The sequence below is a fragment of the Streptomyces sp. NPDC002536 genome, assembly GCF_053594995.1.
On the sequence record NZ_JBSFWU010000002.1, the window covers coordinates 111,497 to 128,092 of the forward strand.

19 protein-coding genes are annotated in these 16,596 nt (G+C 71.3%); all 19 read left to right on the top strand.

All coding sequences use genetic code 11. From position 1 onward, the window contains the following. Nucleotides 1-13: 13 nt before the first annotated feature. Complete coding sequence (locus ACWD4B_RS01400; protein ID WP_451418813.1) at nucleotides 14-1,528, top strand: ATP-binding protein; 1,515 nt, start codon at nucleotides 14-16, stop codon at nucleotides 1,526-1,528. Between the two features lie 486 nt (nucleotides 1,529-2,014). After that, nucleotides 2,015-2,782: a hypothetical protein gene (locus ACWD4B_RS01405; protein ID WP_451418814.1), complete on the top strand. Its 768-nt coding sequence runs from the start codon at nucleotides 2,015-2,017 to the stop codon at nucleotides 2,780-2,782. 78 nt (nucleotides 2,783-2,860) lie between these two features. Next, on the top strand, nucleotides 2,861-3,385 hold the full coding sequence (locus ACWD4B_RS01410) for a hypothetical protein (RefSeq protein ID WP_451418815.1): 525 nt from the start codon (nucleotides 2,861-2,863) through the stop codon (nucleotides 3,383-3,385). Nucleotides 3,386-3,464: 79 nt separating this feature from the next. After that, on the top strand, nucleotides 3,465-4,199 hold the full coding sequence (locus ACWD4B_RS01415; RefSeq protein WP_451418876.1) for a glycosyltransferase: 735 nt from the start codon (nucleotides 3,465-3,467) through the stop codon (nucleotides 4,197-4,199). A 55-nt stretch (nucleotides 4,200-4,254) separates the two neighbouring features. Continuing rightward, nucleotides 4,255-5,436 carry a hypothetical protein gene (locus ACWD4B_RS01420; RefSeq protein WP_451418816.1) on the top strand — a complete coding sequence of 394 codons (1,182 nt, stop codon included), beginning with the start codon at nucleotides 4,255-4,257 and terminating at the stop codon, nucleotides 5,434-5,436. A gap of 2 nt (nucleotides 5,437-5,438) precedes the next feature. Then, nucleotides 5,439-5,915: a hypothetical protein gene (locus tag ACWD4B_RS01425; protein WP_451418817.1), complete on the top strand. Its 477-nt coding sequence runs from the start codon at nucleotides 5,439-5,441 to the stop codon at nucleotides 5,913-5,915. Then, the gene (locus ACWD4B_RS01430) at nucleotides 5,912-6,265 is read left to right on the top strand and encodes a hypothetical protein (RefSeq protein WP_451418818.1); all 354 of its coding nucleotides are present in this window, start codon (nucleotides 5,912-5,914) and stop codon (nucleotides 6,263-6,265) included. Before ACWD4B_RS01425 ends, ACWD4B_RS01430 begins: the two co-directional genes overlap by 4 nt. Before the next feature lie 95 nt (nucleotides 6,266-6,360). Then, a complete protein-coding gene (locus tag ACWD4B_RS01435) occupies nucleotides 6,361-7,620 on the top strand; it encodes an MFS transporter (RefSeq protein ID WP_451418819.1) in 1,260 nt (419 codons plus the stop codon). A 25-nt stretch (nucleotides 7,621-7,645) separates the two neighbouring features. Next, nucleotides 7,646-8,143, top strand: coding sequence for a hypothetical protein (locus ACWD4B_RS01440; protein ID WP_451418820.1), 498 nt, complete (start codon nucleotides 7,646-7,648; stop codon nucleotides 8,141-8,143). A 104-nt stretch (nucleotides 8,144-8,247) separates the two neighbouring features. Next, nucleotides 8,248-8,691 carry a hypothetical protein gene (locus ACWD4B_RS01445; protein ID WP_451418821.1) on the top strand — a complete coding sequence of 148 codons (444 nt, stop codon included), beginning with the start codon at nucleotides 8,248-8,250 and terminating at the stop codon, nucleotides 8,689-8,691. Beyond that, on the top strand, nucleotides 8,688-9,470 hold the full coding sequence (locus tag ACWD4B_RS01450) for a tetratricopeptide repeat protein (RefSeq protein WP_451418822.1): 783 nt from the start codon (nucleotides 8,688-8,690) through the stop codon (nucleotides 9,468-9,470). Before ACWD4B_RS01445 ends, ACWD4B_RS01450 begins: the two co-directional genes overlap by 4 nt. Beyond that, complete coding sequence (locus ACWD4B_RS01455; protein ID WP_451418823.1) at nucleotides 9,467-10,321, top strand: relaxase/mobilization nuclease; 855 nt, start codon at nucleotides 9,467-9,469, stop codon at nucleotides 10,319-10,321. Before ACWD4B_RS01450 ends, ACWD4B_RS01455 begins: the two co-directional genes overlap by 4 nt. Before the next feature lie 216 nt (nucleotides 10,322-10,537). Next, nucleotides 10,538-11,299, top strand: coding sequence for a hypothetical protein (locus tag ACWD4B_RS01460; protein WP_451418824.1), 762 nt, complete (start codon nucleotides 10,538-10,540; stop codon nucleotides 11,297-11,299). A 728-nt stretch (nucleotides 11,300-12,027) separates the two neighbouring features. Further along, nucleotides 12,028-12,423 carry a hypothetical protein gene (locus ACWD4B_RS01465; protein ID WP_451418825.1) on the top strand — a complete coding sequence of 132 codons (396 nt, stop codon included), beginning with the start codon at nucleotides 12,028-12,030 and terminating at the stop codon, nucleotides 12,421-12,423. Then, nucleotides 12,420-13,229 carry a DUF317 domain-containing protein gene (locus ACWD4B_RS01470; protein WP_451418826.1) on the top strand — a complete coding sequence of 270 codons (810 nt, stop codon included), beginning with the start codon at nucleotides 12,420-12,422 and terminating at the stop codon, nucleotides 13,227-13,229. Before ACWD4B_RS01465 ends, ACWD4B_RS01470 begins: the two co-directional genes overlap by 4 nt. A 50-nt stretch (nucleotides 13,230-13,279) precedes the next feature. Continuing rightward, the gene (locus ACWD4B_RS01475; RefSeq protein ID WP_451418827.1) at nucleotides 13,280-13,720 is read left to right on the top strand and encodes a hypothetical protein; all 441 of its coding nucleotides are present in this window, start codon (nucleotides 13,280-13,282) and stop codon (nucleotides 13,718-13,720) included. 133 nt (nucleotides 13,721-13,853) lie between these two features. Next, the gene (locus tag ACWD4B_RS01480) at nucleotides 13,854-14,198 is read left to right on the top strand and encodes a DUF317 domain-containing protein (RefSeq protein ID WP_451418828.1); all 345 of its coding nucleotides are present in this window, start codon (nucleotides 13,854-13,856) and stop codon (nucleotides 14,196-14,198) included. Between the two features lie 37 nt (nucleotides 14,199-14,235). Then, the gene (locus ACWD4B_RS01485; protein ID WP_451418829.1) at nucleotides 14,236-16,038 is read left to right on the top strand and encodes a type IV secretory system conjugative DNA transfer family protein; all 1,803 of its coding nucleotides are present in this window, start codon (nucleotides 14,236-14,238) and stop codon (nucleotides 16,036-16,038) included. A gap of 79 nt (nucleotides 16,039-16,117) precedes the next feature. After that, complete coding sequence (locus tag ACWD4B_RS01490; protein WP_451418830.1) at nucleotides 16,118-16,588, top strand: hypothetical protein; 471 nt, start codon at nucleotides 16,118-16,120, stop codon at nucleotides 16,586-16,588. Nucleotides 16,589-16,596: the final 8 nt, after the last annotated feature.

Genomic DNA, 16,596 nt, shown 5'->3' on the forward strand with positions numbered 1-16,596 from the left:
TCGAGCACCACCGATGACCCACCGGCCCGCCCGCCGCGCCCGTCGCGCCTCGGCCTCTCCCCTTTTCACCCCGCACGGCACCGACCGTGCCGCCCGCAAGGCCGCCCGCCGCCAGCTCGCCGAAGCCGCCGCAAAGGCCCGCGCCGAAGCCGCCGCCCACCCGAACGGGCAGGAGCCCGCCGAGCAGGAAGCACCCGCTCCCCGCTATCCGCCCAGCGGGCGCCCGGGGCCGGCCTCCGCCCGGGGCAACAAGCTCAAGCTGCCCGCCCACCGCATGACCACGGCCACCGCCTCCGGGGCATACCCCTTCCTCGCCGAAGGCGGCCTCGGCGCCGAGGGCATCTACATCGGCCGCGACGTCCACGCCGAAGCCTCCTTCTGCTTCGACCCCTTCGCCCTCTACGGCAAGGTCGAAGGGTTCACCAACCCCAACGTCCTGCTCGCTGGCGTCATCGGACAGGGCAAGTCCGCCCTCGCCAAGTCCTTCGCCCTGCGCAGCGTCGCCTTCGGCTACCGGGTCTACGTCCCGTGCGACCCCAAGGGCGAGTGGACGCCCGTGGCCAACGCCCTCGGCGGCACCTCCATCGCCCTCGGGCCCGGCCTGCCCGGCAAGCTCAACCCCCTGGACGCCGCACCCCGCCCCAACAGCGTCTCCGAGGCCGACTGGGTGGGCGAGATCCGCAAACGCCGCCTGCTCCTGCTCGGCTCCCTGGCCCGTACCGTCCTCGGACGGGACCTGATGCCGATGGAGCACACCGCGCTCGACGTCGCCCTCGACGCCGTCGTCACCCACGCCACCGCCACCGGCCGCACCCCGCTGCTCGGCGACATCGCCGCCACCCTCAACAACCCCGCCGCCCTCGACACGGCCGGCGGCGCCATGTCCGGCCACCTCGGTGACGCCGCCCGCGACCTCGCCCACGCCCTGCGCCGCATGGTCCACGGCGACCTCGCCGGCATGTTCGACGCGCCGTCCACCGTGCGGTTCGACCCGAACTCACCGATGCTGACCATCGACCTCTCCCGCCTGGGCGGCTCCGGCGACGACACCGCGCTCGTCCTGGCCATGACCTGCGCCTCCGCCTGGATGGAATCCGCCCTCACCGACCCCCGCGGCGGCAGGCGATGGATCGTCTACGACGAAGCTTGGCGTCTGATGCGCCACCCCGGTCTCCTGCAGCGCATGCAGTCCCAGTGGAAACTCTCCCGCGGCCTGGGCATCGCCAACCTGATGGTCATCCACCGCCTGTCCGACCTGCTCACCGCCGGAGACGCCGGATCCCGCGGACGCGCCCTCGCCGAGGGCCTGCTCGCCGACTGCTCCACCCGCATCGTCTACCGGCAGGAGACCGACCAACTCCACGCCGCAGCCGCCCTGCTCGGCCTGACCTCCGTGGAGACCGAAGCCATCGCGCACCTCAACCGGGGCCGTGGCCTGTGGAAGGTCGCCGGGCGATCTTTCATCGTCCAGCATCTCCTCCACCCGCATGAGAGCCGGCTCTTCGACACCGACGCCCGGATGCACTGATTCTCCCGCCAGTCCCGAAACGCTCGTGCGAAACCGCGCCCATCACCGCCCCGCCCTGCCTGACCGAGGAGAACCACCACGTGCAGCGCCCCCCGAACTTGACGGACGCGGAATGGGCCGAATGGCGCCAGTGCCAAGAAGAAGAGGACGAGCTGCTGGCCAAGTCGCTGACCGCGAAGCAAAGCTGGAGATGGGCCTGATCGACTCGTACGACGAGTACGAGTTCAGCTGGGAGCACCCGGACAGCGCTCCTCGGCCGCACGGCCAAGAGCCGACGTCGGCCGAGTCCGCGCCGGCCTCGCCACGTCTCCGGTCAACGCCCGTCCATGGCCGTATCCCGGGCATCCCGCCGGGTCCGCCACGTACCAGCCGCGCCCTCCGGCCCCCGTTTTAAGCCTGCAACCAGCTGCCCGCGCGCACTGCCTCCCAAATGCCGCCGAACACGCCGCCACCTGCGCCGATACTGCCGCCCTCACCTGGGAACCCATGCCCCCATCCCGCACTGACCTGTCCGCCTTCGCCACCGGCCTGGCAGCCCGCCTCCCCGGCGCCTGGACCAGCGAGTACCACCGCCACACCGACTACAAAGACCAGTTCTCCACCGTCGAGCGGCTCTGGGATACCGGCCACGTCGACTACATCGTCAGCCAGTACGTGCTCGGCCACGACGCCGTCCTCCACGGACCCGACGACCAACTGCTCTACGTGGCCGACCGGCCGCTGCGCCCCGGCCAGTTCGTCGTCGCCCCGCTCGAGCCGGACGGCGACGAGATCAAGCCCCACCACTTCGTCGGCGTCAAGGATCCCAAGGGCATCGCTGTCCCCAACGATCCCGTGCGCGCTGCCGCCCAGATCACCCGACGGCTACTGCCCCGCTACCAGCACGCCCTGCACTGCGTGCACCGCAACGTCGAGGACCAGCCTGAGCCTCCGCACCGGAAAGCCCCGCCGCAGGTGTCCAAGGTCGTCACGTTGACGTGGTACGACGACGGGGCGCTCGGGGCGCCGTACGGGAGTGTGCCGCCCGAGGCCCGTACCACGCTGTACACCCACGGCTTCCAGTACCTCCCCCACCAGGCCGCCTTCGTCCTACCCACCGCGTACAGCGAAGTCGACCGCGCCCTGCGCGTCCAGGCCGTGGCCCGCCAGCTCGCGGCCCAGGGAATCGGCACGAATCTGCGCCACGCCGCACCAGCCGCGCGCACCGGCCTCCCGCCCGCGCCGCCGAAGACCGCACGCGCGCACCACCGCTGACCTTCCCAACTCCCTTTTGGAGGCCACCTGTCCACGCGCTCCTTCATCGCCCGCCCCTCCAAGACCGGCTACGCCGGCATGTACGTCCACTTCGACGGCTACCCCAGCGGGCGCTTGCCCCTGCTGCTCGCCGCCTACCAGCACCGCTTCGCTAAAGACGTCGAGGCCATGTCCCAGCACCTCGTCGACGACGTGGACTACGGCTGGTCCGAGCTGGGCACGGACCTGCTCGACGGCGCCCCCACCGATCTGCGCCAAGCCCTGACCGGCGGCAGCGAATTCCCCAGCCGCAAGTACAGCTACGTCATCAACTCCGACGGCACACCCGCTGAGCGCGAACTCATCACGCAGGCCACCACCGGCGGCCTGGACTGGGGCTACGTGCTGCACCCGCACGGCGTCGAGGTCATCAGCTGCCGGAACCACACCAGGGGCCCGGTCGTGGACTGGAACACCGACCCCCGCGCCCGGTTCAGCGACACCGGCGTGCTGTGGAAGCCCGGCCACCCGATCCCGGCCACCGCACCGCCCCGAGCAACCCAGCCGCCCGCCAAGCCGGTCACCGTGACCACCACCGTCGTACGGCTCTCCACCCGCCGCTAGCGCCACTCAGCCTCCCCGCTTCCCCCCGTTCCTGGAGAACTCCCTGTCCCCGCACGCCCGCCCCAAAGTCACCGTCGTCATCGCCACCCAGCTCCGCCCTGACCGCCTGGGCTACCTCGCCGCCATGCACGCCAGCCTCGAGCGTCAGAGCGTCCCGTGGGAGGCGGTCGTCGCACTCGACGGCGCCGACCCCGCCCGGCTTCCGGAGCCGCTCGCGGCCGACCCTCGCGTCCGTACCCTCGTGCTGCCCCGCGCGGTCGGCGCCACCTGCGCCCGCAACCTCGCCCTGAACGAGGTACGCACCGAGTACGTCAACTGGGCCGATGACGATGACGAGTTCACCGACGGAGCCATGGCGCTGCGGCTGCACACGCTGGAGGAGACCGGGATGGGCTGGTGCGCAGGCTACAGCGAGGACCTCCACGAGGACGGGACCACGACGCTGTGGCGCTGTCCGACTCCGCCTGGCCAGCACGAAGCCGGAGACGTGTGGACGTACTGGAAGGATCCGGCCGACACCATCCCGCTCGGTCCCACCACGATCCTGGCCCGCACCGAACTGGTGCGCGCGGTGCCCATGGGCGGTCTCATCCAGGGCGAGGACTACTGCGCCCTCGCCGTCACCTGCCTCGCCCCCGGGATCCTGCTGCCCGTCCCGGTCTACCGGTACCGCAAGCATTCCGGTCAGATGACTGCCCAGGATTCCTACGACACGCTCGAAGCTCAGGTCCGCCAGTTCGCGCACCGCTTCGGCACCAGCCTGTGCTCCGCGTCACGCGCGCTGCGCGATGCCGCAGCCTCCGCAACCGCGTAGGCCCCACGCCTGCGCCTGGCACCTCGTCTCCCGAGCCCCGCCCCACAGGACCTGCATGCCCCCGAACTCCCCTGCGCACATCACCCTGTCGTACAGCCATACGGCTGGCATCGTCGCCGTCGCCCACGGCGAGAAGTACCCATGGGCGCAGACCGCGCTCCAGCTCGCCGGATTCCAGCGCCGCGACGACGGCGCGTACGCCCTCGCGACCGGCGATGCGAAGGCGACGCGCGATGTCATCCGCACTCTGCTGCGCACCGCCCGCCGCCACCAGGCCGCCGTCACCGTCAGCAGCCGCCGTTACTTCGGCGAAGTCGCCGAGGAGATCGCCGCGCACCTGCCCGGCAACTGGAACGCCGAAGTCGCAATCCACAGCCACCCGGTGTGGCAGCACGACCTTGTTCCGCTGCTGTGGGATGCCGGCGAACTGATCCGCGCCGTTGAGGACGAGCGGCTGCCGTATACGGCAGTCCTGAGCGACGGCGCCGGAATCGAGCTGCTCCTCGTCGAGCGGCCCGGACACCCACACGACTATCTGGTCGGCGCGTTCGCCACCGAAGGCTTCGACGACAACAGCAACGAGCCGATCGCGCCCGTGAGCATCACCGTTCCCAGCGACGTGCAGCTGGCGGCTCGCGCCATCGCGGACCAGTTTCTGCCCGCCTACCGCCAGGCGCTGCACGCCCGGCGTCTGGAGGCCGTCACTTACGGACTCAACAGCCTCCGCGAGGAGTACGAGACGTTGATGGCGATGAAGGAGTCCGGCCGCTACAGCGACGCCACCGTCTTGGACCCGAGTCATCTGCCGGAGCTGGAAGAGCAGTTCGGTGACCTGGCCTGGTACAAGCTCCGCAACTACCTCATCCACGCACCGGCTCTGCTGGAGACGTGCCGCCCGGCGCAGACCGCCTGGCCGGAGGACGCCGCCACGCTGGAACGCCTCCACGGAGCTGTGGCCCAGGGCGCGGACATCATCGCCGAATGGGGCTCCCTCACGATGCCCGGTCCCACGTTCACGTTGCACTCGGACCAGGCCAAGGCGGAGGCGAAAGCCCGCAGAAACACCCTGATCCGTCCGGTGATCGAGACCTGGATCGCCGACGGGGATGCCTTCCTGCGCCAGGCTCGCGCCGCCGTTCCCTCCCCGCCACGTCCGCTTCCCCTGCGGGACCACGGCGGTCTCGCGCTTCCGCCTGCTCGGCCGGCACTGCCCAGCACGGCACCCGCCCGACGCTGACCTTGCACAGAAAGGCTTCGCATCTGTCCAAGCACTTCCATTTCGGCACCCACCCCGAGCATGGCTTCGTCGCCACCGCCACCGCCACGATGCCGGAACAGCTCGCCCACTGGTTCCTCACCCGCGAGCAGTTCGAGCCGGTCCCCGAACGGCCCGGCATGTACCGGCTGACCAACCCGGACCAGGACGGCATGCGACGCACCCGCCAGGCCGTCCACGACCTGCGACGGCACGGCTACGCCGTTCAAGCCGACTACTCCCTCGACCCCGCCCTCACCCCCGGCCCGGCCCACAACCCGATCGCGGCCCACGCGCACACCGAGCGACGCAGCCGCATCGCTCACGCAGCCGCCGCCCGTTCGCCCCAGCGCGGCCCCGCCCTGACCACGTCGCCCGGCGCCCGTCCCATCCCCCCGCAGCCCACCTACGCACCGACGGTCGGCATGACCCCGTCCGCCGGACACAGCCGGGGCAGGTGAGCGTGGCCACCGAGTCGATCCGCATCACCCGCCAGCCCAGCGGCGAAGTCGAAATCGACGGCGCAGTCGACGGGTTCGCGGCCCGCATCTTGGCGCACGCCGGATTCGAGACCAGGCCCTCCTTGCGCGGGCAGTGGATCCGACTCCCGTTCGACATGGGCGAGGGCTGGGAGAACGAACACGCTAGCTGGGCCGCGGACATGCTCACCGCCGCCCGGTACGAGGTCGACCTCGACCCGAGCCTCCGCTCGGCCGATGGCGCGGCGTCAGCACGAGCTGCGTACCGGACCAGAACGGCGATGAAGGCCCAGCCCTCGCCGCCGGCCGCCAGCAGGCGCCCCCGCCGCTGACCTCACCCGACGGCTCTAAGCCGCACATGTCGGTCTCCCTGCCGCACCCACCCCCGAGTCGTCCCCGGCCACCCGCCACCACGGAAAGCACCTCGTTGTCGACCACGCCCGACCACCCGACCGCGCCGCCCGGCTCCCGCCCGGTGCTGGCCCACCCGCACGTCGCCCGACTCCTGCTAGGCACCCTGATCGGACGGCTGCCCAACGGCATGGCTCCCGTCGCCATCCTCCTGCTGGTCACCGATCAGGGCGGGTCGCTGTCGTTGGGCGGGGGGCTGTGCGCGGTGTACGGTCTGGCGTCCGCCGTCGGGCAGCCGCTCCTTGGCCGGATGGTCGACCGACGCGGCCAGACCCTGGCCACCTCAGCAGCAGTGATCGCCACCACCGTGTGCCTCTTGCTGCTGCCCCACGTCAACGCTGCCGCGCGGTCCGGCGTCGCACTCGGCTTGGTCACGCTGGCCGGGCTGAGCACTCCGCCGCTGGAAGCCGGCTTGCGGGCCTTGTGGCCGCAGGTGTTGCCCGACCGCGAACGGCAGCGCGCCGCTCTTTCCCTGGACACCGGCACCCAAGGGTTGATCTACGTGGCCGGGCCCCCGTTGGTGGCAGCCCTCGTCGCTGCCACCGGCCCGGGCACGGCGATGACCGCTACCGCCTTCCTTGGCCTGCTCGGTGCGGCTGTCGTCCTGACCGCGTCGCCGTCCAGGAACTGGCTGCCCGCACCCGTTTCCGGATCCGGGGCATGGGGACCCCTGCGGCACCGCGGGCTGCTGCTGCTTTTCGTCGCGCTGACCGGTGTCGGCTTCGCGCTGGGCTCCATGAACGTATGGGCCGTGGCCATGGCTGACCGGTACAGGATGGACCTGCTGTCCGGGCTGATCCCCGCCGCCCTGTCCACGGGAAGCCTCCTCGGCGGCTTTCTCTACGCTCGGCGGTCCTGGCCCGGCACTGTGACGGCCCAACTCGCGGTCAGCGCCGTGCTCTTCGCGGTCGGGTGGGTGCCGCTGATGACCGGCCCCGGCCCGATCACGGCGACCGTCTCCACCGCGCTGCCGGGCCTGTTCCTCACCGCGCTGATCACCAGCGCGTTCCTGACCGTGGACCAGCTCGCCCCGTCCGGCACCACGACCGAGGCGTACGCCTGGTTGATCGCCTCGGTCGGCGTCGGCCAGGCCGCCGGAACCGCCCTGGCCGGCGCCCTGGCCACGCACCCCTTCATCGGCTCGGCGCTCCCGGCGGCAGGCGCCGGCGCCTGCCTCGCCGTGCTTGTCGGCGCCCGCCGCCGCATCCGTGTCCCCGGCGTGGTCCGACGTCGCGGCCGGCACCGACGCGTCCCAGCCCACGCCGCCCGTCCCTGACCCCTCTCACCAAGGAAATCCGTACATGACTGTCCGTAAGACCTGGAACGTTGCCCACACCTGTGGGCACAGTGTGGATCATGATCTGTCGAACCGTCCGGCGGACAAGCGCGCCGGCTTCGCCCGCTGGCTAGCCGGCAAGGACTGCACCGACTGCTGGAAGGCAGCCCGGGACGGCGACAGCGCCAGCAAGGAGGAATGGCTCGCCGCCAAGCGCGCCGAGGAACAGCAGGCCGCCGCCGCGTGGGCCCAGCAGTTCCAGATGCCGCCGCTCGGAGGCCCCGCCAAGGCCCTGGACTGGGGCGAGCGCTCCCGCCACCAGCTGGTCACCGCCGCCTACACCGCCCTCGTGACCGAAGGAACCTGGGACGAGGCGGACTGGGCCGAGCTGGAGGAGAAGATCCGCACCATCACGCGCGCCGGATGGTGGATCGACCAGCGGGACGCCGAGGCGCTTGATCTGCCCGAACTCCTCGACGCGGCCAGCGACGACGACCGTGGCACGGAGAATCCGTTCCGGTAAGCGCGCCCTAATACCCGATGATCCCCGGTTAGCGAAACCGGGGATCGTCCGGACCATTGATCCTCCCACCGCCACCCCGTGCCGCCCGTGGAAGGACCCCTGCTGTGCCTGACGCCTCCGCGCCCCGCCCCCCGCACATCCCCGCTATCTGGGCGCCGTCCCGCGACACCCTCACCGCCCACCGCGGCATCACCCACGCCCACTTCGCGCCCGGCGACGAGGTCGTCATCCTCAAGGGCGTCGCGGACGGGGAACTGTGGGGTGACGCCATGAGGGTCGTCACCCCCTCCTGGCACACCCCGACCGACGAGGACGGCTGGCGGCTGCGCGACCCCAACGGCGGCCCGCGCACCTACATCACCGCCCACCCCCGCTACATGGTCCACCTGTCCCGCCGATGCCCCGACTGCCTGATCCATCTGCGCGCCCTGGAAGAACTGCTGCTGCCGAAGTTCACTCACACCAGCGACGTGGTCGACTGCGGGTGGTACACCGTGACCGCCCTCAACCAGCTGGTGCACATCGACAACGCCCGGGGCGGCCGATGACCAGCACCGCCTCCTCCGAGCGCACGGTTGTTCTCGAACACGTGCGTGCCGCCGCAGTCACGGCCGCCGCTTGCGGCGACGCATGGCCGGATGCCGTCGCCGGTCTCCTGAGTGAAATCGATGCGACGTGGCAGGAGTCTGCCGAGGTGTGCGCCGACGTCGCCTGGAAGACGCGCACCACGGGCGACAGCGTTCTGCTCATGCTGCGGCCGGAGCAGATCACCCAACCCGCACCCGATCCGATCACCGGCCGCGCGCACCGGCATCTGTACCTTGCCGGCCTGCGTTACGACTTCCGCTGCCCCAGCATCGAGGCGTTGTTCGACCGCATGCCGCCGTCGGTCGTGAGCCGCCTGGACGTCTACAGCCGCGCCATGTGGGCCTTCGCTCTCCTTGGCCAGTCCCGCACGGACGGCGTGGAGCTGATGGACACAGTGCTGGCCGAAGCCGACGACCACCCCAAGACCCTGCAGGTCCTGCTGCACGGCCTGTGGCTGGGACACCGCCTCCCCGGCCGCGAGGAACGCATGCTCCAGCTGCTGGACCGGCCGCCCTTCGCCGAACGTACGGACCCGATCGCGCTGTTCCGCAAGGCCGCAGCCCTGCGCGCTCTGGGCAGTTACCGCAAGGCCCTGGACGCCATTGACCGGGCACTGGACCTGCTGCCGCCCGGCGATGTGGCCGTGCACGCCGACCTCGTCCGCGAACGCTCCTTGATCACAGCGGCAGACGACTGGGGGCGTCTGGCCCGGCCGTCCCACGCGCCGGCTCAGCGGTGATCGCGCGCGTACACGGGTCATGCAGGTCCTTCACCGGGGCCCTCTCCGAAGCCTTCGGCCGCGCCCTCGCCGCGGACCAGGACCTGACCGGCGACACGGTCCTTGCCCACTCCTCCAGCTTCCCTGTCGTCGACGGCGGTCAGCCGCGCTGGACCAGCAAGGACGTGGTGGAGCACCTCGCCGTCCCCGCCCGCCGGCCCGCTCAAGTCGCCCGCGTTGAGCACCCGTTCGTGTTCCATGTCTCCGTCCGCCTTCGTCCCGGGGACCGCGTGCTGGCGAAGACGGAATGGTCGGAGATCGCCTACCGGCTAGCCCGCACCACCGGCATCGCGCCGCCGGGAGACGACAAGGCGTGCCGCTGGATCGCCCTCCAGCCCCAGCCTGGCCGCCTTCATCTCCTGGCCAACCTCATCAGGGAGGACGGCACCCGGGCCCGCCAGCCACGTCCGCTGCACACGCTCCTTCTGTCCGAATGCCACCGCATCGACTCCGACCTCCGGCTCCGTGCCGAAGGGGCCAGCGCGGACGGTCCGCAGAGCGGCCGGGACTCGCCCGCGGTCGCCGACGCGGCGCAAGCGGCGCTGCTGCGCAGGCTCGCTGAGGAGGCCAACGGTCCGCTGGCGAACGTCCGGCGGCTCGTCGAACAGGCGGCGCACCAAGTGGCGAACCATCACAACGGCCGCGCCAGTGATGCGGGCCATCGCCTGGAGTGGGCCGCCCGCCGCTTGTTCGCCCTCCAGCAGGACCTCCAGGCCACCGCCGCCAGCCTGGATCAGGCCGCCCAGCGCCCGCCTGCCGCCTCTGAGATTCCGGTGGCAATGCCAGCCGCCCGTGCCCACCGCTCCCGCTGACCATCGCCTACCGATCTGCGCGGCCTGCGCAACGGCCTCGCCGACCGCCACGCGCAGCGCCCAGGTGAACCGACTGCGAAGGCGTTGTCCCGGATGCCGAGCGGAGGCATCCGCGGTAGGCGCCTGCCCACCCCCACCGCCCCGCGTTTCCTCCGCGCCCGCCGCAACAGCCGACGGACGCCGACGCTGACCCTCATTTGCCTCCCCGAGGAGAACATGCCCGACCCCATCGCTACGCACGACCTTGAGTCGTTCGCCCAAGTCCTCGCCGGCGAACTGCCCGGCCGATGGACCAGTGCCTACCACCGTCACGCCGAGTACGCCGAGCAATTCCCGGTCACCGAGGACGTGTGGGACATGAACCTGGTCTCCGGCGCGATCGCCGAACACGTCCTGGGACACGATGCCGTCCTCACCCGCGACGACGGCGCACGCCTGTACGTCACGGGCCGCCCGGGCCACCCAGACGAGTACCTCGTCGGCGCCATGGCCCCGCCCGGCTTCGAGCCGGAAGCGTTCCGTGGCGTCCGCGAGCCGGACGGCATCGCCGTCCCCGACGACCCCTTCCGCGCGGCGGACGACATCGCCGCCGACCTGCTGCCGCGGTACGACAAGGCCGTCGCCCAGGTCCAGCACAACGCCGACCACCCCCGGCCGCCGGCTGCCGCGCCGGTCCGGGAGCCGGAGCGCGTGGTGATGACCTGGTTCGGCGACGGCATGCTGGCCGCCAAGCCGGACAGCCCGCAGGCCGCCAAGGCTCTGCACGAGGCCGGCTTCGTCTACGACCCGCGCGAGGAGGCGTTCGTCCTCTCCGGTGACGACACCGCTCTGCAGGCCCAGGCCGTACGCGCTGCTGGTGCCCAGCTGGCCGCCCACGGCATCGGCGTCATCCTGCGCCACCCGCCCAGCCGACCGGCGCTGGAGACCGCGGCCGTCCCGCCCGCGCAGCCCGTCAAGCCGACCACCCGGACCCGGTGAGCGCCCGCGCCGCCGGCCGAATGGGCCAACGCGCCAAGATCCCTCGCTGAACAGGAGGCCCACTCTGGGAAGCCTTGCTGACCAAACCGGCAACGACCTCGAGATCTACCGCCGTCCTCTGAACGACACGATCTACGTCGACAGCGGCAGCGACCCGGCCGAGGCACTGCTTGTCCTCCTGGACGACCTCGGCTTCGAGCGCCGTACCGCGGCGATCTACGTCTGGCACGAAGTACCCGAGCACCTGCCCGAGGCAGAGCAGAAGAAGTTCGCCACTCGGGCCATCCCCACGCTGCTAACGGCCGGATACCGCGTCAACATCCACCCCGATCTCTTCGACGAGGCGACCTACCGCAGCGCCGTGGCCGACCTCCGCAGGCAGCGCGCCGCACCGGGAACGACCCACGCCAACACGCCTGCCCCGCCCGCCACCCCAGCGCGCCGCCGCACCTGAACCACCGGCCGGCCCCCTCCGGGGCCGGCCATCACCACCGACATCCGGAGCCTGAGCAATCCCCCAGCGCGACCGCACCATCCCGCCGCCGATCACCGCCGACCGCCCGCCCCGCCTGGCCACCTTCCTCTTCCGCCGCTACCTCCACGCGTGCGCCCTCGGCAGCAGCACGCGCGGCAATCCGCTGGCCACCGGACCGTACGGGCTCCTCGATGAAACCCGCCGCCGCGGCCAGCACCCCTGACCAACCGCCGCCTTCACCGCCCGGAGCGCCATGCCCGACCCGACGCCCTACCCCGTACTCCTCGCTGACAACATCGCCCGCCAACTCGGCCTTCTCGCCCAGCATCTGTCACAGGCTCCGCCCGAGCAGACGGCTCACATCCTCGGCCGCGTCCTCGACGTCCAGGACGGGATCCTCGGCCAAGTGACCACCCTGGTGGAGACCGGCTCCCGCTCCGCCCGGACGCACACCGAGCAGGGGGCCTTCCCGCCCGAGGTGTGGCTGGCCCTCGGGCGCGCCGCGAACGACCTCAACGGCCTGTGCGCGGACCTCAGCGACCATGCCGAGGACTTCCAGCGCCTGGCCCAACCGGCGGCGCCCACCAACTCCACCGCTCGCCCGCCAGCGCCGGTCACCTCGGCCTTCGTGGCCCGGAGACGCCGGTGAAAAAGAAGGAGTGGGCCGGCTGGGGACCGGCCAGCCAGCAGGCAGAGCAGCACTACCTCGTCGAGCCCCGGCACCTGGCCGGCGGCGGTGACCTGCGGCACGTCACCGAGTTCCTGCGCGCCTCCGGCTGGACGGACCGCTCGCCCAAGGCCGGTGTCCCGATCGTCTTCGACAGCCCCGACCGCACGGTCCGCGTCGGCTACGACCCCTACACCCAGCCCGGCGGCTGGACAATCCGGGGCACGGCGACCAACCAGCAGGAAGCCTGGCACGCGACCCTCGGCAAACAGATTCCCGTCGAGATCGTCGCCGGATTCACCGACGCCCTCACCCGGCCCCGGTCGGCACACGCCCCCAACGTGTGGGAACCGCTCCAGCAGAACGGTTGGCGCACCGAGCGCGGGCAGCACTTCTCGGCGATGAGCCCAGACGGCAACGCCGTCGTCCAGTTCCATCAGGACAGCCAGGGGCAGGCGTACTGGTGGGCCGCGGCCCAGACCGAACACGGCCCGGCATGGAACGCGACGTTCACTCCGACCACCCCGATGCACCTGGTGCAGGCGTTCACCACCGCGCTGTCCGATCCGCAGCCGGTGATGCGACCGCGCGGGCACGTCCCGCCGACCCTTCGCATCCGCACGACGTCCGTTTCCGTGCTGCCCTCCCAGCTCAGTGCCTGGCAGCAGGCCCGCATCACCACCGCCCGCGCCGCGACCTGGGCCCGCAACTCGTGGGCCAGCACCCGCCCCCGGAAGAACCCCACCGGCCCGTACGCCGCCGCCGGCGGCGCCCGAACCCGGCGCTGATCAGCTGGCCCCGGCGACCGGCCGGGGCCCCCGATTGAGAAAGACCCCGCGTGCCCCACCCCGACGACCTCTCCGCACGGGAGATCGAGGCGATCACTACCGGGCTCCTCCGGCTGAGCAGACAGCTCGACCGGGCGGAGCGTCCCGAGGACATCGCCACCGTCCTGACGCCGATCATCGACCGCCACGAAGGCGCCCTTCACCGGATCGCCCAGATTTTCGAGGCGATCGGCCGTCTCTGCAACGACTTCGTCGAACAGGACAGCTACGCCATGGACTTGCAGGACATCAGCGACGACGCCTACAGCGCGTTGGCCAGCCTGATCGACCGCCTCCACGGCTTCGACGCCCAGTTCCGTACCTTCACCGAGGACATCACCCGCATCCCCGCCGGCCACCGCACACCCGGCCAGCAGGCGCCGGCTCTCTGCTCACGCTGCTCCTCTGCGACCGACTCACCGTCCGGCGACCAATACCGGCAGCAGCCGTGAGCCACCCCTACACCCCCACCCGTGCCGGCGACCCGTGCGGCCCCCGCAGCCGACCCGTGCGAGCCACTTCGCCACGCCGGGTGGCACGAGTCCGAGCACCGCGACGGGCTCGTCTCGCCCGACGGTCTCTCCGGTGTCGAGCACTTCACCGAGGGCAGCGAACAGCTGGTTCGCCGACGTCACTGCAGACGGGGAGCTGCATGACCGGGTCTGGCGGGCGTACTTCGACGGGAATACGCCGCCGCACCTGATCACCGCCTTCACCCGCGCGCTCGCCGACGGGGCGCCGCTGGCGCGCGACCCGCTCCACGTCCCCGCCCTGGGCCGTCGCCACCAGCGCAGCACCACCCGCGAGGTCCCAGCAGCCGCCGTCGCCTTCGCCCTGGAAAACCGCGTCAAGGAACTCGCCGCCCGCGGCACCCCGACTCCACCGCCGCCGCGGAACCCCCGCGTACCGCCACCCCGCCGCTCCCGCTGACCGCCGGCGCACCACAGCACCCCTTGGAACCGCCCCCTTGTCCAACACCTCCTCGAACCCCGGCAGCAGCACCGACGGCTACGACATAGCCTTCCGCGTCCTGCTCGTCGCCCTCGCCATCGCCGTCCCCCTGGCCAACCTCGCCTGGCTCGGCGGCAACGTCACCGCCTACCTCACCGACTCCGGCCCCTGGGCCGCCTACCAGCCGGTCGAAGCTCTCCTCCGCCCCGCACGCCTCTGGCCTCACGCTGGCGGAACGTCCCTGCTAATCGGGGCGCGCATCGTCCCCATCGCCACCCTGCTCACGCTGGCCATCGTCGGCGCCGTGCTGTGGTCACGGCACCGCGGCGGGGCCGGAGGCCGGAAGAAGAAGGTCGCCGGCATGGCCAAGCAGAAGGACATCGAGCCCCTGCTGTCGAAGGCCATCACAGCCAAGGCCCGCTCCCTGCGTCCGAGTCTGAAGGACGCCAAGACCATCCAGGCGAAGGACACCGGCATCCTGCTCGGCAACCTCCAAGGGACCCGGCACGAGGTCCGCATGGGCTACGAGGATGTCGCCGTCGCCATCATGGCGCCGCGTTCCGGCAAGACCACCAGCCTCGCCATCCCGTCGATCCTCAACGCCCCCGGTCCCGTTCTGCTCACCTCCAACAAGGCTGCCGGCGACGCTTACACCGCCACCCTCGAAGCCCGGGCGAAGGTCGGGCGGACCTGGTCGATGGACCCGCAGCAGATCGCCCACGCCAGCCGGGAGATGTGGTGGAATCCGCTCGCCGACGCCAAGACCCTCGATGGCGCCGGACGGCTCGCCGGGCATTTCCTCGCCGCCTCCGTGGACGCCTCACAGCAGGGCGACTTCTGGTCCAAGGCCGGCAGCAACATCCTGAGCCAGCTCTTCCTGGCTGCAGCCCTGGACGAGCGGCCGATCACCGACGTGATGCAGTGGCTGGCCTTCCCCGCAGACCGCACGCCGCTGGACATCCTGCGCGACCACGGTTTCAGCGCGGTGGCCGCCCAGCTCAAGGGCACGGTCGAAGGGCCACCCGAGACCCGCGACGGCATCTACGAGACCGCCCGCCAGTACGCCGCCGCGCTGCTCAACAGCGAGATCGCCGCGTGGGTCACCCCGCAGAAGAACGTCCCCGAGTTCCGGCCGGCCGACTTCGTCACCTCCCGCGACACCCTCTACCTGCTGTCGAAGGACGGCGGCGGTGGCGCGAGCGCGCTGATCGCCGCGTGCGCGGACTCCGTCATGCGGGCCGCCACCGCCCAGGCCGAACGCGCCGGCGGCCGTCTCGACCCGCCGATGCTCGCGATCCTCGACGAGGCCGCCAACGTCTGCAAGATCTCGGACCTGCCGGACCTGTACTCCCACCTCGGCTCCCGCGGCATCATCCCGATCACCATCCTGCAGTCCTACCGGCAGGGCCAGAAGGTCTGGGGGGACGCGGGCATGGACGCCATGTGGTCCGCCTCCACGATCAAGGTGATCGGCTCCGGCATCGACGACCCCGATTTCGCGGACAAGCTCAGCAGGCTGATCGGCGACCACGACGTCGAGACGAAGTCCACCTCCACCTCGGAGTCCGGCAAGTCCACGAGCATCAGCATGCGCCAGGAGCGCATCATGGCCGCCGATGCCATCCGCGCCCTGCCCAAGGGCACCGCGCTGTGCTTGGCCACCGGCATGCGCGTCGCCATGCTCGACCTGCGCCCCTGGTACCTCGAGCCCGACGCCAAGGAACTGGCCGCCGCCTCCGCCCGTGCTTCCAGGGGCATCACCGCCCGCGCCGTCGCCAAAACCGCTCCGAAGCAAGACGACTTCGGCACCGCTGTCTAGACCGACCCCCTTCTCATCTTTCCCAATTCGCCTATGGAGGCGCCCCATTCACACGTACGAGCCCGCCGATCTGGAGGGCATGGAGCCGTACGAAGCGCTGGATGCCGTCATCACCGACATCAGCGGCCACCGCATCACCGGAGACGGCAGCGGCCTGTTCACCGCCATTCGGCACATCGACCTGCTCTGCCACCTCACTGCCCTCATAGCCGCTGACACCGAATACCGTCTCGCTCCCGACCGCCCCGATGCCCCTGCCCGGCCTTCGGCCGACGCCCTGTCCCAGGCGGCAAGCCACATCGGGCGCGCCGTCGCCCACTACACCCAGGCTCTCGCCCCGCTCGTCGCCCTCGCCGAGCCCGGCGCGCAAGACACGATCCAAAAGAAGTTCCACGCGATCGACCACCACAGCCGACTCCGCATGCACCTCGACGACGCCGGCCAAGCCCTGGCAGCGGCCCACTCCTCCCTCGCCGGGCGCCACCACCCCGCCTCTCCACGCAAGCCCGCACTACCCCCTGCAAACACCCCGGCCGTGCGGACCCGTTGAGACGCGCA

Bases quoted from the DNA above. Each gene is read 5' to 3' on its own strand.
- ACWD4B_RS01410 (WP_451418815.1), top strand. From the start codon at position 2,861: ATGTACGTCCACTTCGACGGCTACCCCAGCGGGCGCTTGCCCCTGCTG.
- ACWD4B_RS01400 (WP_451418813.1), top strand. From the start codon at position 14: ATGACCCACCGGCCCGCCCGCCGCGCCCGTCGCGCCTCGGCCTCTCCC.
- ACWD4B_RS01450 (WP_451418822.1), top strand. From the start codon at position 8,688: ATGACCAGCACCGCCTCCTCCGAGCGCACGGTTGTTCTCGAACACGTG.
- ACWD4B_RS01405 (WP_451418814.1), top strand. From the start codon at position 2,015: ATGCCCCCATCCCGCACTGACCTGTCCGCCTTCGCCACCGGCCTGGCA.
- ACWD4B_RS01490 (WP_451418830.1), top strand. From the start codon at position 16,118: ATGGAGCCGTACGAAGCGCTGGATGCCGTCATCACCGACATCAGCGGC.
- ACWD4B_RS01420 (WP_451418816.1), top strand. From the start codon at position 4,255: ATGCCCCCGAACTCCCCTGCGCACATCACCCTGTCGTACAGCCATACG.
- ACWD4B_RS01465 (WP_451418825.1), top strand. From the start codon at position 12,028: ATGCCCGACCCGACGCCCTACCCCGTACTCCTCGCTGACAACATCGCC.
- ACWD4B_RS01440 (WP_451418820.1), top strand. From the start codon at position 7,646: ATGACTGTCCGTAAGACCTGGAACGTTGCCCACACCTGTGGGCACAGT.
- ACWD4B_RS01460 (WP_451418824.1), top strand. From the start codon at position 10,538: ATGCCCGACCCCATCGCTACGCACGACCTTGAGTCGTTCGCCCAAGTC.